This window comes from Geodermatophilus sp. SYSU D00703, from assembly GCF_054050155.1.
The window spans coordinates 127,838-150,190 of sequence record NZ_JBJGYU010000008.1 but is presented as its reverse complement, the minus strand read 5'-3'; the positions used below and the strand labels follow the sequence as shown (position 1 = coordinate 150,190).

The following is a 22,353-nucleotide window of genomic DNA, read 5'->3' as shown; positions in this document are numbered from 1 at the left end:
ACCCAGTGGCCAAGGCCAAGTTCGAGCGGACCAAGCCGCACGTCAACATCGGCACCATCGGGCACATCGACCACGGGAAGACCACCCTGACCGCGGCGATCACCAAGGTGCTGCACGACAAGTACCCGGACCTCAACGAGGCGTCGGCGTTCGACCAGATCGACAAGGCGCCCGAGGAGAAGGCCCGCGGCATCACGATCTCGATCGCCCACGTCGAGTACCAGACGGAGAACCGTCACTACGCGCACGTCGACTGCCCCGGGCACGCCGACTACATCAAGAACATGATCACCGGTGCGGCGCAGATGGACGGCGCCATCCTGGTGGTCGCCGCGACCGACGGCCCGATGCCGCAGACCAAGGAGCACGTCCTCCTGGCCCGCCAGGTCGGCGTCCCCTACATCGTCGTGGCGCTCAACAAGGCCGACATGGTCGACGACGAGGAGATCCTCGAGCTCGTCGAGCTGGAGGTCCGCGAGCTGCTCAGCGAGTACGAGTTCCCGGGCGACGACGTCCCCGTGGTCCGCGTCTCGGCGCTGAAGGCCCTCGAGGGCGACGCGGAGTGGGGCGACAAGCTCATGGAGCTGATGAACGCCGTCGACACCGCGATCCCCGAGCCGCAGCGTGAGATCGACAAGCCGTTCCTCATGCCCGTCGAGGACGTCTTCACCATCACCGGTCGCGGCACCGTCGTCACCGGTCGCGTGGAGCGCGGCATCGTCAAGGTGAACGAGGAGGTCGAGATCGTCGGCATCCGTTCCTCGTCGACCAAGACCACCGTCACCGGCGTCGAGATGTTCCGCAAGCTGCTCGACCAGGGCCAGGCCGGCGACAACGTCGGTCTGCTGCTGCGCGGCATCAAGCGCGAGGACGTGGAGCGCGGCCAGGTCGTCGTGAAGCCCGGCTCGATCACCCCGCACACCAACTTCGAGGGCTCGGTCTACATCCTCTCGAAGGACGAGGGTGGCCGGCACACGCCGTTCTTCAACAACTACCGTCCGCAGTTCTACTTCCGGACCACGGACGTCACCGGCGTCGTGACCCTGCCGGCCGGCACCGAGATGGTCATGCCGGGCGACAACACCGAGATGACGGTCGAGCTGATCCAGCCGATCGCCATGGAGGAGGGCCTGCGGTTCGCCATCCGTGAGGGTGGCCGCACCGTCGGCGCTGGTCGCGTCACCAAGATCCTCAAGTAACACCCCCCGACGGGCGGCGGTCGCACCTGTGTGCCGCCGCCCGTCCCCGGGTGGCGTGCCGTGTGTGCATCGCCACCCTCCCCGCTGGGGCCGGACCGGATGAGGTCAGGACCACCCGGCGTTCCCAGCTAGAACAGACACCGATCGGCAGGAGCAGAAGACAGCGATGGCGGGACAGAAGATCCGCATCCGGCTGAAGGCCTACGACCACGAGGCGATCGACGCCTCGGCGCGGCGCATCGTCGACACGGTGACCAAGACCGGTGCGCGCGTGGTCGGCCCGGTGCCGCTGCCGACGGAGAAGAACGTGTACTGCGTCATCCGCTCGCCGCACAAGTACAAGGACTCGCGCGAGCACTTCGAGATGCGCACGCACAAGCGGCTCATCGACATCCTCGACCCGACGCCGAAGACGGTCGACGCGCTCATGCGCATCGACCTGCCGGCCTCGGTCGACGTGAACATCCAGTAAGGGCAGTCAGCAGACATGGCGAGCACATTCCGTGGTCTCCTCGGCGAGAAGCTGGGCATGACCCAGGTCTTCGACGAGAACAACCGCATCGTGCCGGTGACCGTCGTCAAGGCGGGCCCGTGTGTGGTGACCCAGGTGCGCACCCCCGAGGTCGACGGCTACTCCGCCGTCCAGCTCGGGTTCGGTGAGATCGACCCGCGCAAGGTGAACAAGCCCGAGGGCGGGCACTTCGCCAAGGCGGGCGTCACGCCGCGTCGTCACCTGGTCGAGCTGCGCACCGCGGACGCCTCGAACTACACGGTCGGCCAGGAGCTGACCGCCGAGGTCTTCGACGGCGTCGCGAAGGTCGACGTCATCGGCACCAGCAAGGGCAAGGGCACGGCCGGTGTCATGAAGCGGCACGGCTTCCGCGGCCTGGGCGCCGCGCACGGCACCCAGCGCAAGCACCGGTCGCCCGGTTCCATCGGCGGGGCCTCGACCCCCGGCCGCGTCTTCAAGGGCCTGCGCATGGCCGGCCGCATGGGCGCGGTGAAGACGACGACCCTCTCGCTCAACGTCCACAAGGTGGACGCCGAGCGCGGGCTGCTGTTGATCAAGGGCGCGATCCCCGGTCCGAAGGGCGGCCTCGTGCTCGTCCGCTCGGCCGTCAAGGGCGGCCCCGTGGGGAGTGACGACCAGTGACCCAGTCGACCCAGACCCGGACCGACCGCCAGGTCGACGTCCGGACGCCGGCCGGGGAGACCTCCGGCAGCGTGACGCTGCCCGGTGAGCTCTTCGACGCGACGGCCAACGTCGCGCTGATGCACCAGGTCGTGGTGGCCCAGCTGGCCGCCGCCCGCCAGGGCACGCACGCGACCAAGACCCGTGGTCAGGTCAGCGGTGGTGGCGCCAAGCCGTACCGCCAGAAGGGCACCGGCCGCGCCCGCCAGGGCTCGACCCGCGCGCCGCAGTTCGAGGGCGGTGGCACCGTCCACGGCCCGCAGCCGCGCGACTACTCGCAGAAGACCCCGAAGAAGATGAAGGCCGCCGCGCTGCGCGGTGCCCTCTCCGACCGGGCCCGCGAGGAGCGCGTGCACGTCGTGAGCACCTTCGTGGACGGCGACGCCCCGAAGACCAAGGCCGCGCTGGCCACCCTCGAGGCCATCACCACCGCCAAGCGGGTCCTGGTCGTGCTCGACCGCGAGGACGTCCTCAACTGGGTCAGCCTGCGCAACCTGCCGCAGGTGCACCTCATCGAGGCCGGCCAGCTCAACACCTACGACGTCCTGGTGTCCGACGAGGTCGTCTTCACCGAGGCCGCGCTGGCCGAGTTCGTGGCCGGTCCGGCCACCGGCAAGCGCCGCGGCGTCGAGAAGCCCGACCTCACGACGCCGGACGTCCCGGGCGCCATCCCGTCGATCCAGCCGGCCCAGGGCACCACCGACCTGGACCTCGACACCGCTGAGGAGACCAAGTGAGCGTCCGCGACCCCCGGGACGTCCTGCTGTCCCCGGTCATCTCGGAGAAGAGCTACGGCCTGCTCGACGAGAACCAGTACACGTTCGTCGTCCTGCCCGAGGCCAACAAGACGCAGATCAAGATCGCGGTCGAGCAGATCTTCAACGTGAAGGTCCTCGGCGTGAACACCATCAACCGCCAGGGCAAGCGCAAGCGCAGCCGGGGCAACAAGCTCGGCAAGCGCAAGGACACCAAGCGGGCGATCGTCTCGCTCGCGCCGGGCGACCGCATCGAGATCTTCGGCGGCCCGGGCGCCTGAGCGGCCGGACCAACGGACCAGAGATAGAAGACAGGGACTGAGTCAGCAATGGCTATCCGCAAGTACAAGCCGACGACGCCGGGCCGCCGTGGCTCCAGCGTCGCCGACTTCGCCGAGGTCACCCGCGACCACCCCGAGAAGTCGCTGGTCCGGCCGCTGCACGGTCGCGGCGGGCGCAACGTCCACGGGAAGGTCACCGCTCGGCACCAGGGCGGTGGGCACAAGCGCGCCTACCGGGTGATCGACTTCCGCCGGGCCGACAAGGACGGCGTGCCGGCCAAGGTCGCGCACATCGAGTACGACCCGAACCGCACCTCGCGCATCGCGCTGCTCCACTTCGCGGACGGCGAGAAGCGCTACATCATCGCGCCGGCCCGCCTGAAGCAGGGCGACACGGTCGAGTGCGGCCCCTCGGCCGACATCAAGCCGGGCAACAACCTGCCGCTGCGGAACATCCCCGTCGGCACCGTCGTCCACGCCATCGAGCTCCGTCCGGGTGGCGGCGCGAAGATCGCCCGCTCGGCCGGCACCAGCGTCCAGCTGGTGGCCCGTGAGGGTCGCTTCGCGCAGCTGCGCATGCCCTCGGGCGAGATCCGCAACGTCGACGTCCGCTGCCGCGCGACCGTCGGCGAGGTGGGCAACGCCGAGCAGTCGAACATCAACTGGGGCAAGGCCGGCCGCATGCGGTGGAAGGGCAAGCGCCCGACCGTCCGCGGTGTCGCCATGAACCCGGTGGACCACCCGCACGGTGGTGGTGAGGGCAAGACCTCCGGTGGTCGCCACCCGGTGAACCCGAAGGGCAAGCCGGAGGGCCGGACGCGCAAGCGGAAGGCCAGTGACGCCCTGATCGTGCGCCGCCGGCGCACCAACAAGAAGCGCTGAGCGGGTAGAGGAGTCCGACAGACATGCCACGCAGCCTGAAGAAGGGCCCGTTCGTCGACGACCACCTGCTCAAGAAGGTGGACGCGCAGAACGAGAAGGGCACCAAGACCGTCATCCGGACCTGGTCCCGCCGCTCGACGATCATCCCCGACATGCTCGGGCACACCATCGCCGTCCACGACGGTCGCAAGCACGTCCCGGTGTTCGTGACCGAGGCCATGGTCGGGCACAAGCTCGGCGAGTTCGCGCCCACCCGCACCTTCCGTGGGCACGTCAAGGACGACCGCCGGTCCCGGCGCGGCTGACCAGGTAGAGAGAGAATCCACATGACTTCCCAGGTGGGACAGGAGGCGCCGGTGGCCCGGGCTACGGCCCGGTTCGTCCGCGTCACCCCCATGAAGGCACGCCGGGTGGTGGACCTCATCCGCTACCTGCCGACCGACGAGGCCCTGGCCCTGCTGCGCTTCGCGCCGCAGGCCGCCAGCGAGCCGGTGCTCAAGGTCGTCGCCAGCGCCGTCGCCAACGCCGAGCACAACCTGCGGCTGGACCCGGCCGCGCTGGTCGTGAGCGCGGCGTACGTGGACGAGGGCCCGACGCTCAAGCGCATCCGCCCGCGGGCCCAGGGCCGCGCGTACCGGATCAACAAGCGCACCTGCCACATCACGGTCGAGGTGGCCGAGGTGTCGGCCAACGCCGACCTGGCCGGCAAGTCGCGCACGGCCCGCCGGCGCACCGGTCAGTCCGGGCCGGCCACCCAGCAGAGCAGCAACACGAAGGGAGGGACCCGCTAGTGGGTCAGAAGGTCAACCCGCACGGGTTCCGACTGGGCATCACCACCGACTACAAGTCGCGGTGGTACGCCGACAAGCTCTACAAGGACTACGTCAAGGAAGACGTGGCCATCCGCAAGCTCATGAGCAAGGGGATGGAGCGGGCCGGGATCTCCAAGGTGGAGATCGAGCGGACCCGCGACCGCGTCCGCGTCGACATCCACACCGCCCGGCCCGGCATCGTGATCGGCCGCCGCGGCGCGGAGGCCGACCGCATCCGTGGCGAGCTGGAGAAGCTCACCGGCAAGCAGGTGCAGCTGAACATCCTCGAGGTGAAGAACCCCGAGGCCGACGCGCAGCTGGTCGCCCAGGGCGTCGCCGAGCAGCTCTCCAGCCGGGTGAGCTTCCGGCGCGCCATGCGCAAGGCCATGCAGTCGGCGCAGCGCAGCCCGCAGGTCAAGGGCATCCGGGTGCAGTGCTCCGGTCGCCTCGGCGGCACCGAGATGAGCCGGTCGGAGTTCTACCGCGAGGGCCGTGTGCCGCTGCACACGCTGCGCGCGAACATCGACTACGGCATCTACGAGGCCCGCACGACCTTCGGCCGCATCGGCGTGAAGGTCTGGATCTACAAGGGCGACGTCAGCGGCTCGCGTGCCGAGCGGGAGGCCCTCGAGGCCCTCGCGGCGCGCCAGCAGCGTCGTGAGCGCGCCCAGCGCCCGCGCCGGTCCGGCTCGTCCGGCACCACTGCCGGCGGCACCGAGGCCGGCCGCGCCGCGGCGGAGTCCTCGACCGGCCCGGCCGTCGACACCACCGACAGCGCCGTGGCCGCGACGTCGGGCGAGGTCGCTCCCGAGCAGACCGTCGCCGAGAACGCCGGCGCCGAGGCGACCGCTGCGGCCGAGAACACGGCCGCGCAGAACACCACGGAGGGCTGACACGTGCTGATCCCACGGCGCGTCAAGCACCGCAAGCAGCACCACCCGAGCCGTTCGGGTCGTGCCAAGGGCGGCACCGCCATCAACTTCGGCGAGTACGCCATCCAGGCGCTCGAGCCGGCCTACGTGACCAACCGGCAGATCGAGTCGGCCCGTATCGCCATGACGCGGCACATCCGTCGTGGCGGCAAGGTCTGGATCTCCATCTACCCGGACCGCCCGCTCACCAAGAAGCCGGCCGAGACCCGCATGGGTTCCGGTAAGGGTTCGCCCGAGTGGTGGGTGGCCAACGTCAAGCCCGGCCGCATCATGTTCGAGCTCTCGGGTGTCGCCGAGCCCGTGGCCCGCGAGGCCATGCGCCGCGCCATCCACAAGCTGCCCATGAAGTGCCGCTTCATCACTCGCGAAGGAGAGGTGTGATGGCCGCCGGTCTGACCGCTCCCGAGCTGCGTGAGCTCTCCGCCGAGGAGCTCGCCACGCGGCTGCGCGAGTCCAAGGAAGAACTGTTCAACCTGCGGTTCCAGGTGGCCACCGGCCAGCTGGACAACAACCGGCGGCTGCAGACCGTCCGCCGCGACATCGCCCGGATCTACACGATCATGCGCGAGCGCGAGCTGGGCCTCTCGGTCGCCCCGAACGAGGGTGTGGCATGAGCGAGCCCCAGTCGGCGCAGCCGAACACCGCGGCTGCGACGGGTCCCGGCCTGGCCGGCCGTGGCTACCGCAAGGTCCGCGAGGGCCTCGTGGTCAGCGACAAGATGGACAAGACGATCGTCGTCGAGGTCGAGGACCGCGTGAAGCACGGCCTCTACGGCAAGGTCATCCGTCGCACCAGCAAGCTGAAGGCCCACGACGAGCAGCAGGTCGCCGGCATCGGTGACCGCGTGCAGATCATGGAGACCCGGCCGCTGTCGGCCACCAAGCGGTGGCGGCTGGTCGAGGTCCTCGAGAAGGCGAAGTGAGCGCTGGTCACCCGGTCCGCGCGCGGGCCGAGTGACCAGCACCCCTCCGGGGGAGATCCAGGAGCAGGTACGCTGGACGACTGGCGCGCCCTCCGGGTGCGCGCCGCATCCCGGTACCCGTGCCTCGGACGCACCGGCGGCTGTCGCTGCCGGTGCGTCCGCACGTGGGTATCGGACAGCCGGTTCACCGTTCCGGCCCGGCTGTCACCACGAAACACCAGGGAGTAGGACGTGATCCAGCAGGAGTCGCGACTGCGGGTCGCCGACAACACCGGGGCAAAGGAGATCCTCTGCATCCGGGTGCTCGGCGGTTCCGGGCGACGCTACGCGGGCATCGGCGACGTCATCGTCGCCACGGTGAAGGACGCCCTTCCCGGCGCCGGCGTGAAGCGCGGTGACGTGGTCAAGGCCGTCGTCGTCCGCACGGTGAAGGAGCGCCGTCGTCCGGACGGCTCCTACATCCGCTTCGACGAGAACGCCGCGGTCATCATCCGCGACAGCGGCGACCCGCGCGGTACGCGCATCTTCGGCCCCGTCGGCCGTGAGCTCCGCGACAAGCGCTTCATGCGGATCATCTCGCTCGCCCCGGAGGTGCTGTGACCATGGCGGAGAAGACCCCCTCGATGAAGGTCAAGAAGGGCGACACCGTCGTGGTGCTGTCCGGCAAGGACAAGGGTGCCAAGGGCCGCGTGATCGCCGCCTACCCCAAGCAGCAGAAGGTCCTCGTGGAGGGCGTCGGCCGGGTCAAGAAGCACACCCGGATCAGCTCGAACCAGCGTGGTGCCCAGTCGGGCGGGATCGTCACGCAGGAGGCTCCCATCCACGTCAGCAACGTGATGGTGATCGACTCCGAGGACAAGCCGACCCGGGTCGGCTACCGCAAGGACGAGGAAGGCCGCAGCATCCGGGTCTCGCGGCGCACCGGTAAGGACCTCTGACCGACATGAGTGCACCCACCCGTGAGCTGCCCCGCATGCTCGAGCGCTACCGCGCGGAGATCGCCCCGGCGCTGCAGTCGACGTTCGAGTACGACAACGTCATGCAGATCCCGCGGCTGACGAAGATCGTCGTCAACATGGGCGTCGGCGAGGCGACCCGCGACGCGAAGCTGATGGACGGCGCGGTCCGCGACCTCACCGCGATCACCGGTCAGAAGCCGGCCGTCGTCCGGGCCCGCAAGTCCATCGCGCAGTTCAAGCTGCGCGAGGGCATGCCGATCGGCGCCAAGGTCACCCTCCGCGGTGACCGCATGTGGGAGTTCCTGGACCGGCTGCTGTCGCTGGCCCTGCCCCGCATCCGTGACTTCCGCGGCCTGTCCGCCAAGCAGTTCGACGGTCACGGCAACTACACGTTCGGGCTGACCGAGCAGTCGATGTTCCGCGAGATCGACGTCGACAAGATCGACCGTCCCCGCGGCATGGACATCACGCTGGTCACCACCGCCACGAACGACGAGGAGGGTCGCGAGCTGCTGCGCCTGCTGGGCTTCCCGTTCGCCGGCCAGCCCGTCGTGACCACCACCCGCTGAGCCGGGGCGAGGAGACAGACAGATGGCCAAGAAGGCGCTGATCAACAAGGCGGCCCGCAAGCCGAAGTTCGCGGTCCGCGGCTACACCCGATGCCAGCGGTGCGGTCGTCCGCACGCCGTCTTCCGCAAGTTCGGCCTGTGCCGGATCTGCCTGCGGGAGATGGCCCACGCCGGCGAGCTCCCGGGCGTCAGCAAGTCCAGCTGGTGAAGGACCCGGCTGCCCCACGACACGCTCCGCGCGCCGTGGGCCCCTGCAGCCGGGCCGTTCCAGCAAGTCACCTAGCGAGCACCACCGATCGCCGAGAGGCCCGCGCGACACCCGCGTGAGGAACCGCGGCGAGAGAGGCACCACACCCATGACGATGACCGACCCGATCGCGGACATGCTCACGCGGATCCGGAACGCCAACCAGGCGTACCACGACTCCACGACGATGCCGTCCTCCAAGCTGAAGACGCACATCGCGGAGATCCTCCAGCAGGAGGGGTACATCGCCGGCTGGCGGGTCGCCGAGGTCGAGAAGGACGGCTCCACCCGCAAGGAGCTCGTCATCGACCTCAAGTACGGCCCCAACCGTGAGCGGAGCATCGCCGGTGTCCGGCGCGTCTCCAAGCCCGGCCTGCGGGTGTACGCCAAGTCCAGCGCGCTGCCCAAGGTGCTCGGCGGCCTCGGGGTGGCGATCATCTCCACCTCGACCGGTCTGCTGACCGACCGGCAGGCGAACAAGAAGGGCGTGGGCGGGGAAGTCCTCGCCTACGTCTGGTAAGGGGACGAGCAGATGTCACGGATCGGACGACTCCCGATTCCGGTGCCCAGTGGCGTGGACGTCGCCATCGACGGTCAGACGGTCAACGTGAAGGGGCCCAAGGGCTCGCTCAGCCACACCGTCGCGGCACCCATCACCGTGGCCCGCGACGAGGACGGCACGCTGAGCGTGCAGCGCCCCGACGACGAGCGGGAGAGCCGCGCCCTGCACGGCCTGTCGCGCACCCTGATCGCCAACATGATCACCGGCGTCACCACGGGGTACACCAAGACCCTCGAGATCGTGGGTGTCGGTTACCGCGTCCAGGCGCGCGGCTCGGACCTCGAGTTCGCCCTGGGCTACAGCCACCCGGTGCCGGTGCGCGCCCCGGAGGGCATCACCTTCGCCGTCGAGACGCCGACCCGCCTGCGGGTCGAGGGGATCGACAAGCAGCAGGTGGGGCAGGTCGCGGCCAACATCCGCAAGCTGCGCCGTCCGGACCCGTACAAGGGCAAGGGCGTGCGCTACCAGGGTGAGGTCATCAAGCGCAAGGTCGGGAAGACGGGTAAGTGATGGCACAGACCGAGAAGGCTGCCGCACGGGTCCACAAGCCCGTCGGCACCGACGTCAGCACCGCGCGGCGGGTCTCCCGCCTGCGCCGGCACAACCGGCTGCGCAAGCGGGTCTCGGGCACGCCGGAGCGTCCGCGCCTGGTGGTCAACCGCAGCACGCGGCACATCCACGTGCAGGTCGTCGACGACACCGCCGGCCGTACCCTGGTCAGTGCCTCGACGCTCGACCCGAGCCTGCGCAGCGCCGAGGGCGACAAGTCCACGCTCGCCCGCCAGGTGGGCGCGCTGGTCGCCGAGCGGGCCAAGGCCGCGGGCATCACCGCGGTGGTGTTCGACCGCGGCGGCAACCGCTACCAGGGGCGCATCGCCGCCCTGGCGGACGGGGCCCGCGAGGGCGGTCTGGACTTCTGATGAGCTACACCGCGAACGAGCAGATCGAGAGGGACGTCTGATGCCAGGACCACAGCGACGCGGCGGCGGCGCCGGCGGCGGCAACGACCGCCGCGACCGTCGTGACGGCGGGCGGGGGCCCGGCGGCGCGCCTGCCGAGAAGAGCAACTACATCGAGCGCGTGGTGGCCATCAACCGCGTGTCCAAGGTCGTCAAGGGCGGTCGGCGCTTCAGCTTCACCGCGCTGGTGATCGTGGGCGACGGCGACGGCACCGTGGGCGTCGGCTACGGCAAGGCCAAGGAGGTGCCCGCGGCGATCGCCAAGGGTGTCGAGGAGGCCAAGAAGCACTTCTACAAGGTGCCGCGGATCGCCAGCACCATCCCGCACCCGGTGCAGGGTGAGGCCGCTGCCGGCGTCGTGCTGCTCAAGCCCGCCAGCCCCGGTACCGGTGTCATCGCCGGTGGCCCGGTGCGCGCCGTCCTCGAGTGCGCGGGCATCCACGACGTGCTCTCGAAGAGCCTCGGGTCCTCCAACCCGATCAACATCGTGCACGCCACCATGCAGGCGCTGAAGGACCTCGTCCGTCCCGAGGAGATCGCGGCCCGCCGTGGTCTGCCCCTCGAGGACGTCGCTCCGGCCGCCATGCTGCGTGCCCGTGCGGGTCAGGGGGTCTGACGTGGCGCAGCTGAAGGTCACCCAGGTCAAGTCCGCCATCGGGACCAAGCCGAACCAGCGCCAGACGCTGCGGTCGCTCGGTCTCAAGCGGATCAACGACTCGGTCGTCCAGGAGGACCGTCCCGAGATCCGCGGGATGGTCGCGACGGTGCCGCATCTCGTGCGCGTCGAGGAAGTCTGAGGAAAGACTCGCTATGACACTGAAGGTCCACCACCTGCGTCCGGCCCCGGGCGCCCACACCCCGAAGACCCGCGTGGGTCGCGGTGAGGGCTCCAAGGGCAAGACGGCCGGTCGCGGCACCAAGGGCACCGGCGCGCGCGGCAACACGTCCGCGCGGTTCGAGGGCGGGCAGACGCCGCTGCACATGCGGCTGCCGAAGCTCTCGGGCTTCAAGAACCGGAACAAGGTCGTCTTCCAGGTCGTCAACCTCGACCGGATCGCGTCCCTGTTCCCCCAGGGCGGCTCGGTGAACCCCGACTCCCTCGCCGAGGCCGGCGCGGTGCGCCGCGGCCAGCCGGTGAAGGTGCTCGGCACCGGCGACCTGGGCGGTGTCGAGGTGCACGTGCACGCGCACGCGTTCTCGGCGTCCGCCGCGGAGAAGATCGCCGCGGCCGGGGGCAGCACCACCCGCATCTGATCGACGACGACCCCCGGGGTGCGACTCGAACCGCCGCCCCGGGGGTCGTCTGCTGCTCGGTCCGGTCGCTCCCGGGCCGGGCCGACCCCGAGCGGCGGACCGCCGACCTCACCCTCCTGAGCGGGTGCTGGACGGGTCCGCACCCCACCGTTGCTAACCTCATCCGACCGAGCAGGGGAGGGCACGTGCTGCAGGCGTTCGCCGCGGCGTTCCGGACGCCAGACCTCCGGCGCAAGCTGCTGTTCTCCCTGGCGATCATCGCCGTGTACCGGCTGGGCGCCGCGATCCCGGGGCCCGGCGTCTCGGTCGAGGCCATCAACAGCTGTCTCGAGCAGGCGCAGGCCTCCGACCAGCGGGACCTCTACTCGCTGGTCAACCTCTTCTCCGGTGGCGCGCTGCTCAGGCTGTCGGTGTTCGCGCTCGGCATCATGCCGTACATCACGGCGAGCATCATCGTGCAGCTGCTGGTCGTGGTCATCCCGCGCTTCGAGCAGCTGAAGAAGGAAGGGCAGTCGGGCCAGCAGAAGCTGACCCAGTACACCCGCTACCTCACGATCGCCCTGGCGATCCTGCAGAGCACCGGCATCATCGCCCTGGCCCGCAGCGGTCAGCTGTTCCCCGGCTGCTCGCAGGACATCATCCCGGACACGTCCATCTGGACGACGGTGGTCCTGGTCATCGCCCTCACCGCCGGCACGGCCGTGATCATGTGGCTCGGTGAGCTGCTCACCGAGAAGGGGATCGGCAACGGCATGTCCGTGCTGATCTTCACCTCGATCGCCGCGCGGATCCCCGCCGAGGGCGGCTCGATCCTGCAGACCCGCGGCGGCTTCGTCTTCGCCGTCGTCTGCGTCATCGCCGTCGTGATCATCGGGACGGTGGTCTGGGTCGAGCAGGCGCAGCGGCGCATCCCGGTCCAGTACGCCAAGCGCATGGTCGGGCGGCGCATGTACGGCGGCACCTCGACGTACCTGCCGCTCAAGGTCAACCAGGCCGGCGTGATCCCGGTGATCTTCGCGTCGTCCCTGCTGTACCTGCCGCAGCTGATCACGCAGCTGCAGGGGAACGAGACCGGTCCGGTGCGGCGGTTCTTCGAGAACTACGTCATCGACCAGAGCAGCCCCGCGCACATCGCGATCTACTTCGGTCTGATCGTCTTCTTCACGTACTTCTACGTGTCGATCACCTTCAACCCGGAGGAGCGGGCCGAGGACATGAAGCGCTACGGCGGCTTCATCCCCGGTATCCGGCCGGGCCGGCCCACCGCCGAGTACCTGCAGTACGTGCTGTCCCGGATCACCCTGCCCGGGTCGATCTACCTGGGCCTGGTGGCCGTGCTGCCCAACCTGTTCCTCTCGATCACGCAGCAGGGACAGAACCAGAACTTCCCGTTCGGCGGGACCGCGGTGTTGATCATGGTCGGAGTGGGGTTGGAGACGGTGAAGCAGATCGAGACGCAACTCAACCAGCGCAACTACGAAGGGTTCCTGAAGTAGTGCGCGTCGTGCTGCTCGGCCCCCCGGGGGCGGGCAAGGGCACCCAGGCACAGATCATCGCCGGCCAGCTCGGCGTCCCGGCCATCTCCACCGGCGACATCTTCCGGGCCAACGTCAGCGGCCGGACCGAGCTGGGCCTCGAGGCCAAGGTCTACATGGACGCCGGTGACCTGGTGCCCGACGAGATCACCGTCGCGATGGTGAGGGACCGGTTGGCCGAGGCCGACGCCAAGGGCGGCTTCCTGCTCGACGGCTTCCCGCGGACCATCGCGCAGGCCGAGCAGCTGCGCGAGTCGCTGCGCGACCTCGACCACGCCCTCGACCGCGTCCTGGAGCTCGTCGTCGACGAGGACGAGCTGGTCCGCCGGCTCTCCGGCCGGCGCATGCTGGTCGACGGCGAGTGGGTGCAGCGCGACGACGACAAGCCCGAGACCGTGCGGCACCGGCTGCAGGTCTACCGGGAACAGACCTCGCCCCTGTCGGGGTTCTACGAGGCCGAGGGGCTGCTGGCCCGCATCGACGCGATCGGTTCGATCGAGGAGGTCACCGCGCGGGCGATGGCGGCCCTCGGGGTGGCCGGGGCCGAGGTGGCCGCGCAGCCCGAGGGGCCGACCGGGCAGCCGAGCGCGGGCTGAGGGACGGCGGCGCAGATGACGGCCGCCGGGATCCTCGGACGCCTCCCGCTGCTGGCGAAGTGGAGTGGACGGATGATCCAGATCAAGACGCCGCACGAGATCGAGCTCATGCGGGCCGCAGGGCTGGTCGTGGCCGGTGCGATCGCGGCGGTGCGTGCGGCTGTGCGGCCGGGCGTCACCACCGGGGAGCTCGACGCCATAGCCGAGGACCACATCCGCAGCGCAGGCGCGGTCCCGTCCTTCCTGGGCTACCACGGCTTCACCGGCAGCATCTGCGCGTCGATCAACGACGAGATCGTCCACGGCATCCCCAGTAGGGACCGCGCGCTGGCCGAGGGCGACAACATCTCGATCGACTGCGGGGCGATCCTGCACGGCTGGCACGGTGACTCGGCGGTCACCGTGACGGTGGGGCCGCCGTCGGCCGAGGACGCCGCCCTGATCGCCGTCACCGAGCGGTCCATGTGGGCCGGCCTCGCCCGGGCGGTCGCCGGTGGCCGGTTGACCGACATCAGCCACGCCGTCGAGCGGGCGATCACCGCCGAGACGCACTCCTACGGGATCGTCGACCACTACGGCGGCCACGGCATCGGGACCGAGATGCACCAGGACCCGCACGTGCTCAACTACGGCCGTCCCGGCCGGGGTCCGCGGCTGGTCCCCGGGCTGGCGCTGGCCATCGAGCCGATGGTCACCGTGGGCGACCCGGCCACCGTCGAGCTCGAGGACGGCTGGACCGTGGTCACCAAGGACGGGTCCCGTGCGGCCCACTTCGAGCACACCGTCGCCATCACGCCGGAGGGCCCCTGGGTCCTCACCGCGGAGGACGGCGGCGTCGCGGGGCTGGCTCCCTTCGGGATCACCCCCCGCACCTGAGAGGGGACCCCTTCGCCCCCCAGCACCCGCTCCGCGCGCGCTGGGACCCTGCGACGGGGCCGAACCGTCGCTCGGGGTGAGCTCTCCACCCTCCTGGATCACACGGGACCGGGTTGGAGAGGCGCGCCGGAGCGGGGTACAGTGGCCGTTGGCGCTCGCGCCGTCCTGTTGTCGTGCTGTGGCCGTACGACACGGGGCGCCCTCGCGGGAGTGTCTGCACCACCTGTTCTGCAATCAACCAGCGCGTCCGGCGGGTCTCCGCGTGGGCGCAGTCGAGCCGGGAGGCCGTGTCGGGTATGGCGAAGAAGGACGGGGCCATCGAGGTCGAGGGTCGCGTCGTCGAGCCGCTGCCCAACGCGATGTTCCGGGTCGAGCTGCAGAACGGGCACCGGGTGCTCGCCCACATCAGCGGCAAGATGCGCCAGCACTACATCCGCATCCTGCCCGAGGACCGCGTGGTCGTGGAGCTCTCGCCCTACGACCTGACCCGCGGTCGCATCGTCTACCGGTACAAGTAACTGCCGTTGCGTGCCGTCCCGTCCGGGGCGGGCGCGCGCGGCTCACGATCTGAGGAATGAGGGGCGGCACCGGTGAAGGTCCAGCCGTCGGTGAAGAAGATCTGCGACAAGTGCAAGGTGATCCGCCGGCACGGCCGGGTCATGGTCATCTGCGACAACGCCCGCCACAAGCAGCGGCAGGGCTGAGGGAGTACCTGGACATGGCACGACTGGCCGGCGTCGACCTGCCCCGCGAGAAGCGGATGGAGATCGCGCTCACCTACATCTACGGCATCGGCAAGACCCACGCGAAGGAGACCCTGGCCGCGACGGGCGTCAGCCCCGACCTGCGCGCCAAGGACCTCACCGACGAGGACCTGCTGAAGCTGCGTGACTACATCGACGAGCACTTCCGCGTCGAGGGGGACCTGCGCCGCGAGGTGGCCGCCGACATCCGCCGCAAGGTGGAGATCGGCTGCTACCAGGGCCTGCGTCACCGTCGCGGCCTGCCCGTCCACGGTCAGCGCACCCGCACCAACGCTCGCTCGAGCAAGGGTCCTCGCAAGACCATCGCCGGCAAGAAGAAGGCCGGCAAGAAGTAAGCCGTGCAGCGCGCCGTCGCAGGCGACCCGTGAGGGCGGGAGCGACGGCGCGCCCGCGTGCTGCATCTGGCCACTGATCAGAAGGAAACCGGAGAGACATGCCTCCCAGGGCTCGCGCCGCGGCTGGTGCCAAGAAGGTCCGCCGCAAGGAGAAGAAGAACGTCGCCCACGGCGCCGCGCACATCAAGAGCACCTTCAACAACACCATCGTGTCGATCACCGACCCCAACGGGAACGTGATCAGCTGGGCCTCCGCCGGCCACGTCGGCTTCAAGGGCTCGCGCAAGTCGACGCCCTTCGCCGCGCAGATGGCTGCCGAGAACGCCGCGCGCAAGGCGCAGGAGCACGGCATGCGCAAGGTCGACGTCTTCGTCAAGGGCCCCGGCTCCGGCCGTGAGACCGCCATCCGATCCCTCCAGGCCACCGGCCTCGAGGTGGGTCAGATCCAGGACGTGACGCCGCAGCCGCACAACGGCTGCCGCCCGAAGAAGCGCCGCCGGGTCTGACCGGCCACTGACGAGACGAACGAGGAGTACCTGACGTGGCCCGTTACGCCGGAGCCGACTGCCGCCTGTGTCGGCGCGAGAAGATGAAGCTGTTCCTCAAGGGCAGCAAGTGCGAGTCCCCGAAGTGCCCGATCGAGATCCGGCCGTACCCGCCGGGCGAGCACGGCCGGGGCCGCAGCAAGGACAGCGAGTACCTGCTGCAGCTGCGTGAGAAGCAGAAGGCCCGCCGCATCTACGGCGTGCTGGAGAAGCAGTTCCGCGGCTACTACGAAGAGGCCAACCGCAAGACCGGCAAGACCGGTGAGGTCCTGCTCCAGATCCTGGAGTCGCGGCTGGACAACGTCGTGTACCGGGCCGGCTTCGCCGAGTCTCGCGACATGGCCCGCCAGCTGGTCCGCCACGGCCACATCCGGGTGAACGGCCGCAAGGTCGACATCCCGTCCTACCGGGTGAGCGCGAACGACATCATCGAGGTCGCCGAGAAGTCCAAGGCGATGGTGCCGTTCCAGATCGCCCAGGCCCGCGCCGGTGAGCGTCCCGTGCCGCCGTGGCTGGAGGTCATCAGCAACCAGCTGCGCGTGCTCGTGCACAGCGTCCCGCCCCGCCAGGTGATCGACACCCCGGTCCAGGAGCAGCTGATCGTCGAGCTCTACTCCAAGTAAGAGCTCGCACTCCGGGGCCGGGTCCGACGGCCCGGTCCCGGAGCGGCTCCTGCGGGCGGACGGATGCCCGCCGGAGCCCGCACCACCCCTCACGGCGTCATATGGCGGGCGCCGGAGGACCCCAAGGAGAACACCGCAATGCTCATCGCACAGCGTCCGACGCTGACCGAGGAGACCCTCTCCGAGCAGCGCTCGCGGTTCGTCATCGAGCCGCTCGAGCCGGGCTTCGGCTACACCCTCGGCAACTCCCTGCGCCGCACCCTCCTCTCCTCCATCCCCGGCGCTGCTGTCACCAGCATCCGGATCGAGGGGACCCTGCACGAGTTCACCACCGTGCCCGGGGTCAAGGAGGACGTCACCGAGATCATCCTGAACCTCAAGGGCCTGGTCGTCAGCTCCGACTCCGACGAGCCGGTGACCATGTACCTGCGCAAGCAGGGCCCGGGCGAGGTCACCGCCGCGGACATCGCGCCGCCGGCCGGTGTCGAGGTGCACAACCCCGAGCTGCACATCGCCACGCTGAACGGCAAGGGCCGGCTGGAGATCGAGCTGGTCGTCGAGCGCGGCCGCGGCTACGTGCCCGCGCCGCAGAACAAGCAGCCGGGCCAGGAGATCGGCCGGATCCCCGTCGACTCCATCTACTCGCCGGTGCTCAAGGTCACCTACGCCGTCGAGGCCACCCGCGTCGAGCAGCGGACCGACTTCGACCGGCTGGTCGTCGACGTCGAGACCAAGCCGTCGATCGCCCCGCGCGACGCGATCGCCAGCGCCGGCTCCACCCTGGTCGAGCTCTTCGGCCTGCTCCGCGAGCTGAACATCGACGCCGAGGGCATCGAGGTCGGGCCGAGCCCGGCCGAGGCCGCCGACATCGCGAACTTCTCGATGCCGATCGAGGACATGGACCTCACCGTCCGGTCCTACAACTGCCTCAAGCGCGAGGGCGTGCACACCGTCGGTGAGCTCGTCACCCGCTCCGAGGCGGACCTGCTCGACATCCGCAACTTCGGGGCCAAGTCGATCGACGAGGTCAAGATGAAGCTGGCGGCGATGGGCCTCGCGCTCAAGGACAGCCCTCCCGGGTTCATCCCGACCTCGGTCGAGAGCTACGACGAGGGCTACGAGACCGACGCCTACCAGCAGCACGGTGAGTACGCCGCCTACGACCAGGCGCAGTACGACGACGGCTCCTACCAGGAGACCGAGCAGCTCTGAGGTGACTGCCGGACGGCGGGGGGACCCGCCGTCCGGCCCCGCCCTCCGGGCCGCCACACTGGGTCCGGACGCACCACCGCGCGCGGAGCGCGCCGATCGACAGCAGCACCACGGAACGCAGCCGGCACCGCGGCCCGGCCGCCTGAGGAAGGACCGACATGCCCACCCCCACCAAGGGCCCCCGTCTCGGCGGGTCCCCCGCGCACGAGCGGCTGATGCTGGCCAACCTGGCCACGTCGCTGTTCGAGCACGGGCGGATCACCACCACCGAGGCGAAGGCGAAGCGGCTGCGCCCGTTCGCCGAGAAGCTGGTGACCTTCGCCAAGCGCGGTGACCTGCACGCCCGTCGCCGGGTGATGACCGTCATCCGGGACAAGGACGTCGTCCACACCCTGTTCGCGGAGATCGGTCCGCGCTACGAGAACCGGGCCGGTGGCTACACCCGCATCACCAAGGTCGGTCCGCGCAAGGGCGACAACGCCCCCATGGCCGTGATCGAGCTCGTCGAGGGGCAGACCGTGGCCCAGCAGGCCGTCGGCGAGGCCGAGCGCGCCCGCGGCACCCGGTTCGCCGCCGGCGCCGGCGCGGCTGCGGCCGCCGGTGAGGTCACCGCCGAGGCGCTGGAGGCCACCGACGCCGCCGAGACCACCGACGCCGCCGAGACCACCGACGCCGCCGGGAGCGCCGAGGTCGTCGACGAGGCGGAGGCCGGCAGCAACGTCAGCGGCGACGCCGTCGACACCGAGGCCGCCGAGAGTGGCGAGGTCGCGGACGAGGCGGAGGCCGGCAGCAACGTCAGCGGCGACGCCGTCGACACCCAGGCCGAGGACGCGGACGGCACGCGATGAGCGACCGGGCGAACCCGGGCGAGGGCGGCAACGCCGGCGCCGCCGGGGTGCCCGCCAGCGGCGGTGACCAGGGCGCGACCCTCGCGGGCGAGACCACCGGGCCCGGCGGCGACACCTCCCCGGCTGTGACCGGCGGGGACGTCGACCCCGAGGCGCAGCAGGTCGTGACCGACGTCTTCAACCCGGACGACGAGCGGCAGGACGACGGCGCGGTGACCCCGCAGCCCGAGCCGGTCAACACCGTGCTCGTGGACGACCCGGCGCTCTCCCCGGAGCTCGAGAAGGCGGCCGCCGCCGAGGTGAACGCGGCGGAGACGATGGACGCCGCGACGGCCGGCACCCACACCGAGGGTGGCGACGCCGCGCCCGACCCGAAGTGAGCGGTCACTGACCAGCCGGCACCACGACGACGAGCCCGCCACCGATCCCGGTGGCGGGCTCGTCCGTCTCCGGGTGGACGTCGCCTACGACGGCACGGCGCTGCACGGCTGGGCGCGCCAGCCGGGGCAGCGCACGGTGCAAGGGGACCTGGAGGCGGCGCTGGGGACGGTGCTGCGCACCCCGGTCGAGCTGACCGTCGCCGGGCGGACCGACGCCGGGGTGCACGCGACCGGTCAGGTGGCCCACGCCGACGTCCCGCGGAGCACGTGGGACGAGCAGCGGCCGAAGCTGGTCCGCCGGCTCCGCGGCGTGCTCGCGCCCGACATCGCGGTGACCGCCGTGACCGAGGCGCCGCCGGACTTCGACGCCCGCTTCGGTGCCCTCCGCCGGCACTACGTCTACCGGCTCACCGACGTGGACGCGGGGCCGCCGCCGCTGCGCCGGTTCGACACCGTCGGGTGGCCGCGGGCCCTCGACGTCGAGGCGATGTCGCTCGCGGCCGGGCTGCTGCTCGGCGAGCACGACTTCGCCGCCTTCTGCCGCCGCCGGGAGGGCGCGACGACCGTCCGGACGCTGCTGGCGCTGTCGGCCGAGCGGGACGGCGACCTGGTGCTCGTGCGAGCCTCGGCGGACGCGTTCTGCCACTCGATGGTGCGCAGCCTGGTGGGGGCTCTGCTCGCGGTGGGAGAGGGGCGGCGTCCCCCCGAGTGGCCGGCCTCGCTGCTCCCGCGAAGCGAGCGCGCCGGTGAGGTGGTCGTGGCCCCCGCCGCCGGTCTCACGCTGGTGGCGGTGGACTACCCGCCCGTCGGTGAGCTGGCCGCCCGCGCGCTGGTCACGCGCGCCCGGCGCGACTGAGGAAGGCCCCCGGTCCGTCCCGGCCCCCGCGTGCCGTGGACCGGCCGTCAGGGCAGGGCGGTGACGGCCTCGGCGATCGGGGTGGACCCGCTGACGAGCTCCACGACCTCGTCGGTCTTCCGTGCGTCGAGCAGGGCGACCAGCACGGCGGCGACGTCGTCCCGCGGCACCTCCCCGTACGGGACGCCGTGGGCCAGCGTGACGCGGCCGGTGCCGGGGTCGTCGGTCAGCCGTCCGGGCCGCAGCACCACGGTGTCCAGCCCGGGGCGGGGGAGGATGACGTCCTCGGCGGCGAGCTTGGCCTGCAGGTAGGCGGCGAACACCGGGTCCATGCCCTGGGGCGTGCCGTGGCGGGCCTGCTCCACGCCCATCGAGGAGACCAGCAGGTAGGTGCGGACGCCGGCGCGCTCGGCGGCATCGGCCAGGAGCACCGCCGCACCGCGGTCGACGGTGTGCTTGCGGGCGGCGCCGCTGCCCGGACCCGCCCCGGCGGCGAACACCACCGCGTCGGCGCCGCGCACGACCTCGGCGACCCGGTCGACCGCGGCCTGCTCGAGGTCGAGCACGACCGGCTCGACGCCGTCGCCCCTCAGGTCGGCCTCGTGGTCGGGGTTGCGGACGATGCCGACCACGGTGTCCCCGCGGCCGGCCAACAGGCGACCGAGGCGGCGGGCGACCTGCCCGTGGGCTCCGGCGACGACGATGCGCACGGGTCCGGGCTACCCGCGGCGCCGCCGTCCCACCCGCGCCGCCTCCGCGGCCGCGGCCCGGGCGCGGGCGAGGTCGGCGGGGGTGTCGCAGTCGGTCCACGGTGGCGGCTGCCCCGGCGGCACGGCCGGGCGCAGGCGCCGCACCGCCAGCGGGGCGAGCACCTTGCGCACCGACGTCGGGCCGGTGACACCGTCGAGGGCGGCCCGCAGCGCCGCCGTCCGCCAGACGCCGAGCAGCAGCTGGTCGCGGTCGGTGTCGTCGACGACGAGCACGCCGTCACCGGTCAGCCGCTCGCGCAGGGCGAGGACCAGCGCGGGGGTGAGGAACGGCAGGTCGCCGGCCAGCACCGCGACCACTTCCGTGGGGACGGCGGCCAGCCCGGCCCGCATCGCGGCGACCGGCCCGCCCCGGGGCGGCTCCTCGCGGACGACCACGACGTCCGGCGGTACCGGCTGGGGCGGTCCCACGACCACTCGCGGCTGCGCGTCCGCGACCGCCGCGAGGACGGCGGCCAGCATGGTGCGGCCGCCCACGTCGAGCTGCGGCTTGGCCTGCCCGCCCATCCGTGCGGCGCGGCCGCCGGCCAGGACGACGGCGGCATAGGGCGGCAGCGCGGGCACAGGCAGCACCGTAGGGCGCGGACGTGGGTAGCGTCGCGCCTCGTGGGACGAGTCACGAGCCGGACGCCGGTGCTGCGGATCCGCGGCTCGGCGCGCACCACCCGACCGGACACCGTGGCGGCCGAGGAGCCACTGGAGATGCGCCTGTCGGGCACGCCGCTCGCGGTGACCATGCGGACCCCGGGGGACGACTTCGACCTGGTGCACGGCTTCCTGGCCACCGAGGGCGTGATCGGCGGCGCCGACGACGTCCTGGGGCTGCGCTACTGCGACTCGGTCGACCCCGACGGCCGCAACACCTACAACGTCGTGGACGTCGACCTCGCGCCCGGGGTCGAGGCGCCGGACACCGCGCTGGACCGGAACTTCTACACCTCGAGCTCGTGCGGGGTGTGCGGCAAGGCCAGCATCGAGGCGATCCGGACGAGGAGCCGCCACGACGTCGCGGCCGACCCCGTCCGGCTGGACCTGCCCACCCTGTTCGCGCTGCCCGACCGGCTGCGCGCGGCCCAGCAGGTGTTCGACAAGACCGGCGGACTGCACGCGGCCGGCCTGTTCACCGCCGCCGGCGAGCTGGTCGCGCTGCGGGAGGACGTCGGCCGGCACAACGCCGTCGACAAGGTGGTCGGCGACGCGGTGCGGTCGGGCCGGCTGCCGCTGGCCGGGCACGTGCTCATGGTCAGCGGCCGGGCGAGCTTCGAGCTCACCCAGAAGGCGGCGATGGCGGGCATCCCGGTGCTGGCCGCGGTGTCGGCGCCGTCGTCACTGGCGGTGGAGCTCGCCGCCGACGTCGGCATCACCCTGGTCGGGTTCCTCCGCGGTGACGGCTGCAACGTCTACACCTGCCCGGAGCGCATCACCGGAGTGTGAGAGCGCAGAAGTCCAGTGCTCGCGCACTCGGCAACTGAGCCGCCCTGCGAGGCGGTG

Annotated in this window: 37 protein-coding genes; 35 read left to right on the top strand and 2 right to left on the bottom strand. The window is 71.2% G+C overall.

Going from position 1 to position 22,353, the window contains the following annotated elements; translation table 11 throughout:
• The first annotated feature begins 5 nt into the window (after positions 1-5).
• The 34 genes from tuf to truA all read left to right on the top strand — a co-directional run bounded on the left by tuf (position 6) and on the right by truA (position 20,095).
• Positions 6-1,199 (top strand): elongation factor Tu, encoded by a 1,194-nt coding sequence (gene tuf, locus ACI782_RS11220; protein WP_456909097.1) that lies wholly within the window; start codon positions 6-8, stop codon positions 1,197-1,199.
• A 166-nt stretch (positions 1,200-1,365) separates the two neighbouring features.
• Entirely contained in the window at positions 1,366-1,671 is a 306-nt protein-coding gene (gene rpsJ, locus ACI782_RS11215; RefSeq protein ID WP_014742859.1) for a 30S ribosomal protein S10, read from the top strand.
• Between the two features lie 15 nt (positions 1,672-1,686).
• Complete coding sequence (gene rplC, locus ACI782_RS11210; RefSeq protein WP_456909095.1) at positions 1,687-2,352, top strand: 50S ribosomal protein L3; 666 nt, start codon at positions 1,687-1,689, stop codon at positions 2,350-2,352.
• A complete protein-coding gene (rplD, locus tag ACI782_RS11205) occupies positions 2,349-3,128 on the top strand; it encodes a 50S ribosomal protein L4 (RefSeq protein ID WP_456909093.1) in 780 nt (259 codons plus the stop codon). Before rplC ends, rplD begins: the two co-directional genes overlap by 4 nt.
• Positions 3,125-3,427, top strand: coding sequence for a 50S ribosomal protein L23 (rplW, locus tag ACI782_RS11200; protein WP_448610260.1), 303 nt, complete (start codon positions 3,125-3,127; stop codon positions 3,425-3,427). Before rplD ends, rplW begins: the two co-directional genes overlap by 4 nt.
• A 48-nt stretch (positions 3,428-3,475) precedes the next feature.
• Positions 3,476-4,309, top strand: coding sequence for a 50S ribosomal protein L2 (gene rplB / locus ACI782_RS11195; protein WP_387987748.1), 834 nt, complete (start codon positions 3,476-3,478; stop codon positions 4,307-4,309).
• Positions 4,310-4,332: 23 nt separating this feature from the next.
• The gene (gene rpsS, locus ACI782_RS11190; RefSeq protein WP_089402109.1) at positions 4,333-4,614 is read left to right on the top strand and encodes a 30S ribosomal protein S19; all 282 of its coding nucleotides are present in this window, start codon (positions 4,333-4,335) and stop codon (positions 4,612-4,614) included.
• A gap of 51 nt (positions 4,615-4,665) precedes the next feature.
• Complete coding sequence (gene rplV, locus ACI782_RS11185) at positions 4,666-5,100, top strand: 50S ribosomal protein L22 (RefSeq protein WP_456909091.1); 435 nt, start codon at positions 4,666-4,668, stop codon at positions 5,098-5,100.
• The gene (rpsC, locus tag ACI782_RS11180) at positions 5,100-6,014 is read left to right on the top strand and encodes a 30S ribosomal protein S3 (RefSeq protein ID WP_456909089.1); all 915 of its coding nucleotides are present in this window, start codon (positions 5,100-5,102) and stop codon (positions 6,012-6,014) included. The genes rplV and rpsC overlap by 1 nt, the downstream gene beginning before the upstream one ends.
• 3 nt (positions 6,015-6,017) lie before the next feature.
• On the top strand, positions 6,018-6,434 hold the full coding sequence (rplP, locus tag ACI782_RS11175) for a 50S ribosomal protein L16 (protein WP_091362954.1): 417 nt from the start codon (positions 6,018-6,020) through the stop codon (positions 6,432-6,434).
• Positions 6,434-6,667 (top strand): 50S ribosomal protein L29, encoded by a 234-nt coding sequence (gene rpmC / locus ACI782_RS11170; RefSeq protein ID WP_072919070.1) that lies wholly within the window; start codon positions 6,434-6,436, stop codon positions 6,665-6,667. Before rplP ends, rpmC begins: the two co-directional genes overlap by 1 nt.
• A complete protein-coding gene (gene rpsQ, locus ACI782_RS11165) occupies positions 6,664-6,975 on the top strand; it encodes a 30S ribosomal protein S17 (RefSeq protein WP_456909086.1) in 312 nt (103 codons plus the stop codon). The genes rpmC and rpsQ overlap by 4 nt, the downstream gene beginning before the upstream one ends.
• Positions 6,976-7,206: 231 nt before the next feature.
• Positions 7,207-7,575 (top strand): 50S ribosomal protein L14, encoded by a 369-nt coding sequence (rplN, locus tag ACI782_RS11160; protein ID WP_012950472.1) that lies wholly within the window; start codon positions 7,207-7,209, stop codon positions 7,573-7,575.
• Positions 7,576-7,577: 2 nt separating this feature from the next.
• Positions 7,578-7,913, top strand: coding sequence for a 50S ribosomal protein L24 (gene rplX / locus ACI782_RS11155; RefSeq protein ID WP_456909084.1), 336 nt, complete (start codon positions 7,578-7,580; stop codon positions 7,911-7,913).
• Positions 7,914-7,918: 5 nt separating this feature from the next.
• Entirely contained in the window at positions 7,919-8,503 is a 585-nt protein-coding gene (gene rplE, locus ACI782_RS11150; protein ID WP_456909082.1) for a 50S ribosomal protein L5, read from the top strand.
• Positions 8,504-8,525: 22 nt separating this feature from the next.
• Entirely contained in the window at positions 8,526-8,711 is a 186-nt protein-coding gene (locus tag ACI782_RS11145; protein WP_113838243.1) for a type Z 30S ribosomal protein S14, read from the top strand.
• A gap of 154 nt (positions 8,712-8,865) precedes the next feature.
• Complete coding sequence (rpsH, locus tag ACI782_RS11140; protein ID WP_456909079.1) at positions 8,866-9,270, top strand: 30S ribosomal protein S8; 405 nt, start codon at positions 8,866-8,868, stop codon at positions 9,268-9,270.
• A 12-nt stretch (positions 9,271-9,282) separates the two neighbouring features.
• On the top strand, positions 9,283-9,822 hold the full coding sequence (rplF, locus tag ACI782_RS11135) for a 50S ribosomal protein L6 (RefSeq protein ID WP_456909077.1): 540 nt from the start codon (positions 9,283-9,285) through the stop codon (positions 9,820-9,822).
• Entirely contained in the window at positions 9,822-10,232 is a 411-nt protein-coding gene (rplR, locus tag ACI782_RS11130) for a 50S ribosomal protein L18 (protein ID WP_456909075.1), read from the top strand. The genes rplF and rplR overlap by 1 nt, the downstream gene beginning before the upstream one ends.
• A gap of 40 nt (positions 10,233-10,272) precedes the next feature.
• The gene (rpsE, locus tag ACI782_RS11125) at positions 10,273-10,887 is read left to right on the top strand and encodes a 30S ribosomal protein S5 (protein ID WP_026857030.1); all 615 of its coding nucleotides are present in this window, start codon (positions 10,273-10,275) and stop codon (positions 10,885-10,887) included.
• A gap of 1 nt (position 10,888) precedes the next feature.
• Positions 10,889-11,068, top strand: coding sequence for a 50S ribosomal protein L30 (gene rpmD / locus ACI782_RS11120; RefSeq protein WP_456909073.1), 180 nt, complete (start codon positions 10,889-10,891; stop codon positions 11,066-11,068).
• A 13-nt stretch (positions 11,069-11,081) separates the two neighbouring features.
• Positions 11,082-11,525 (top strand): 50S ribosomal protein L15, encoded by a 444-nt coding sequence (gene rplO / locus ACI782_RS11115; RefSeq protein WP_456909071.1) that lies wholly within the window; start codon positions 11,082-11,084, stop codon positions 11,523-11,525.
• Between the two features lie 185 nt (positions 11,526-11,710).
• Positions 11,711-13,021 (top strand): preprotein translocase subunit SecY, encoded by a 1,311-nt coding sequence (secY, locus tag ACI782_RS11110; RefSeq protein WP_456909069.1) that lies wholly within the window; start codon positions 11,711-11,713, stop codon positions 13,019-13,021.
• Between the two features lie 8 nt (positions 13,022-13,029).
• Positions 13,030-13,656 carry an adenylate kinase gene (locus ACI782_RS11105; protein ID WP_456909067.1) on the top strand — a complete coding sequence of 209 codons (627 nt, stop codon included), beginning with the start codon at positions 13,030-13,032 and terminating at the stop codon, positions 13,654-13,656.
• A gap of 15 nt (positions 13,657-13,671) precedes the next feature.
• Positions 13,672-14,532 (top strand): type I methionyl aminopeptidase, encoded by an 861-nt coding sequence (gene map, locus ACI782_RS11100; RefSeq protein WP_456909065.1) that lies wholly within the window; start codon positions 13,672-13,674, stop codon positions 14,530-14,532.
• 296 nt (positions 14,533-14,828) lie between these two features.
• Complete coding sequence (gene infA, locus ACI782_RS11095; RefSeq protein WP_012950459.1) at positions 14,829-15,050, top strand: translation initiation factor IF-1; 222 nt, start codon at positions 14,829-14,831, stop codon at positions 15,048-15,050.
• Positions 15,051-15,122: 72 nt separating this feature from the next.
• Positions 15,123-15,236: a 50S ribosomal protein L36 gene (gene rpmJ / locus ACI782_RS11090; protein ID WP_012950458.1), complete on the top strand. Its 114-nt coding sequence runs from the start codon at positions 15,123-15,125 to the stop codon at positions 15,234-15,236.
• Between the two features lie 14 nt (positions 15,237-15,250).
• A complete protein-coding gene (rpsM, locus tag ACI782_RS11085) occupies positions 15,251-15,631 on the top strand; it encodes a 30S ribosomal protein S13 (RefSeq protein ID WP_091380978.1) in 381 nt (126 codons plus the stop codon).
• A gap of 98 nt (positions 15,632-15,729) precedes the next feature.
• Positions 15,730-16,137, top strand: coding sequence for a 30S ribosomal protein S11 (gene rpsK, locus ACI782_RS11080; protein ID WP_014377968.1), 408 nt, complete (start codon positions 15,730-15,732; stop codon positions 16,135-16,137).
• A 35-nt stretch (positions 16,138-16,172) separates the two neighbouring features.
• The gene (gene rpsD, locus ACI782_RS11075) at positions 16,173-16,799 is read left to right on the top strand and encodes a 30S ribosomal protein S4 (protein ID WP_456909063.1); all 627 of its coding nucleotides are present in this window, start codon (positions 16,173-16,175) and stop codon (positions 16,797-16,799) included.
• 138 nt (positions 16,800-16,937) lie between these two features.
• Positions 16,938-18,011: a DNA-directed RNA polymerase subunit alpha gene (locus ACI782_RS11070; RefSeq protein ID WP_456909061.1), complete on the top strand. Its 1,074-nt coding sequence runs from the start codon at positions 16,938-16,940 to the stop codon at positions 18,009-18,011.
• Between the two features lie 158 nt (positions 18,012-18,169).
• Complete coding sequence (gene rplQ, locus ACI782_RS11065) at positions 18,170-18,859, top strand: 50S ribosomal protein L17 (RefSeq protein WP_456909059.1); 690 nt, start codon at positions 18,170-18,172, stop codon at positions 18,857-18,859.
• A complete protein-coding gene (locus ACI782_RS11060) occupies positions 18,856-19,239 on the top strand; it encodes a hypothetical protein (protein ID WP_456909057.1) in 384 nt (127 codons plus the stop codon). Before rplQ ends, ACI782_RS11060 begins: the two co-directional genes overlap by 4 nt.
• A complete protein-coding gene (truA, locus tag ACI782_RS11055; protein ID WP_456909055.1) occupies positions 19,211-20,095 on the top strand; it encodes a tRNA pseudouridine(38-40) synthase TruA in 885 nt (294 codons plus the stop codon). The genes ACI782_RS11060 and truA overlap by 29 nt, the downstream gene beginning before the upstream one ends.
• A 47-nt stretch (positions 20,096-20,142) precedes the next feature.
• Here the strand turns inward: truA and ACI782_RS11050 are convergent, their stop codons facing one another.
• Both ACI782_RS11050 and mobA read right to left on the bottom strand, forming a co-directional pair.
• Positions 20,143-20,805, bottom strand: coding sequence for an NAD(P)H-binding protein (locus ACI782_RS11050; protein WP_456909053.1), 663 nt, complete (start codon positions 20,803-20,805; stop codon positions 20,143-20,145).
• A gap of 9 nt (positions 20,806-20,814) precedes the next feature.
• Positions 20,815-21,426, bottom strand: coding sequence for a molybdenum cofactor guanylyltransferase (gene mobA, locus ACI782_RS11045; protein ID WP_456909051.1), 612 nt, complete (start codon positions 21,424-21,426; stop codon positions 20,815-20,817).
• Between the two features lie 42 nt (positions 21,427-21,468).
• Between mobA and fdhD the strand changes: the two genes are divergently transcribed.
• Positions 21,469-22,296, top strand: a complete 828-nt coding sequence (gene fdhD, locus ACI782_RS11040; protein ID WP_456909049.1) for a formate dehydrogenase accessory sulfurtransferase FdhD — start codon at positions 21,469-21,471, stop codon at positions 22,294-22,296.
• Positions 22,297-22,353 lie beyond the last annotated feature (57 nt).

Excerpts from the sequence above, each read along its gene's own strand:
- rpsJ (WP_014742859.1), top strand. The coding sequence starts at position 1,366 with ATGGCGGGACAGAAGATCCGCATCCGGCTGAAGGCCTACGACCACGAG.
- rplC (WP_456909095.1), top strand. The coding sequence starts at position 1,687 with ATGGCGAGCACATTCCGTGGTCTCCTCGGCGAGAAGCTGGGCATGACC.
- rplB (WP_387987748.1), top strand. The coding sequence starts at position 3,476 with ATGGCTATCCGCAAGTACAAGCCGACGACGCCGGGCCGCCGTGGCTCC.
- rpsS (WP_089402109.1), top strand. The coding sequence starts at position 4,333 with ATGCCACGCAGCCTGAAGAAGGGCCCGTTCGTCGACGACCACCTGCTC.
- rpmC (WP_072919070.1), top strand. The coding sequence starts at position 6,434 with ATGGCCGCCGGTCTGACCGCTCCCGAGCTGCGTGAGCTCTCCGCCGAG.
- rpsQ (WP_456909086.1), top strand. The coding sequence starts at position 6,664 with ATGAGCGAGCCCCAGTCGGCGCAGCCGAACACCGCGGCTGCGACGGGT.
- rplX (WP_456909084.1), top strand. The coding sequence starts at position 7,578 with ATGGCGGAGAAGACCCCCTCGATGAAGGTCAAGAAGGGCGACACCGTC.
- rplE (WP_456909082.1), top strand. The coding sequence starts at position 7,919 with ATGAGTGCACCCACCCGTGAGCTGCCCCGCATGCTCGAGCGCTACCGC.
- ACI782_RS11145 (WP_113838243.1), top strand. The coding sequence starts at position 8,526 with ATGGCCAAGAAGGCGCTGATCAACAAGGCGGCCCGCAAGCCGAAGTTC.
- rpsH (WP_456909079.1), top strand. The coding sequence starts at position 8,866 with ATGACCGACCCGATCGCGGACATGCTCACGCGGATCCGGAACGCCAAC.
- rplF (WP_456909077.1), top strand. The coding sequence starts at position 9,283 with ATGTCACGGATCGGACGACTCCCGATTCCGGTGCCCAGTGGCGTGGAC.
- rplR (WP_456909075.1), top strand. The coding sequence starts at position 9,822 with ATGGCACAGACCGAGAAGGCTGCCGCACGGGTCCACAAGCCCGTCGGC.
- rpsE (WP_026857030.1), top strand. The coding sequence starts at position 10,273 with ATGCCAGGACCACAGCGACGCGGCGGCGGCGCCGGCGGCGGCAACGAC.
- rplO (WP_456909071.1), top strand. The coding sequence starts at position 11,082 with ATGACACTGAAGGTCCACCACCTGCGTCCGGCCCCGGGCGCCCACACC.
- map (WP_456909065.1), top strand. The coding sequence starts at position 13,672 with ATGACGGCCGCCGGGATCCTCGGACGCCTCCCGCTGCTGGCGAAGTGG.
- infA (WP_012950459.1), top strand. The coding sequence starts at position 14,829 with ATGGCGAAGAAGGACGGGGCCATCGAGGTCGAGGGTCGCGTCGTCGAG.
- rpsM (WP_091380978.1), top strand. The coding sequence starts at position 15,251 with ATGGCACGACTGGCCGGCGTCGACCTGCCCCGCGAGAAGCGGATGGAG.
- rpsK (WP_014377968.1), top strand. The coding sequence starts at position 15,730 with ATGCCTCCCAGGGCTCGCGCCGCGGCTGGTGCCAAGAAGGTCCGCCGC.
- ACI782_RS11070 (WP_456909061.1), top strand. The coding sequence starts at position 16,938 with ATGCTCATCGCACAGCGTCCGACGCTGACCGAGGAGACCCTCTCCGAG.
- rplQ (WP_456909059.1), top strand. The coding sequence starts at position 18,170 with ATGCCCACCCCCACCAAGGGCCCCCGTCTCGGCGGGTCCCCCGCGCAC.
- ACI782_RS11060 (WP_456909057.1), top strand. The coding sequence starts at position 18,856 with ATGAGCGACCGGGCGAACCCGGGCGAGGGCGGCAACGCCGGCGCCGCC.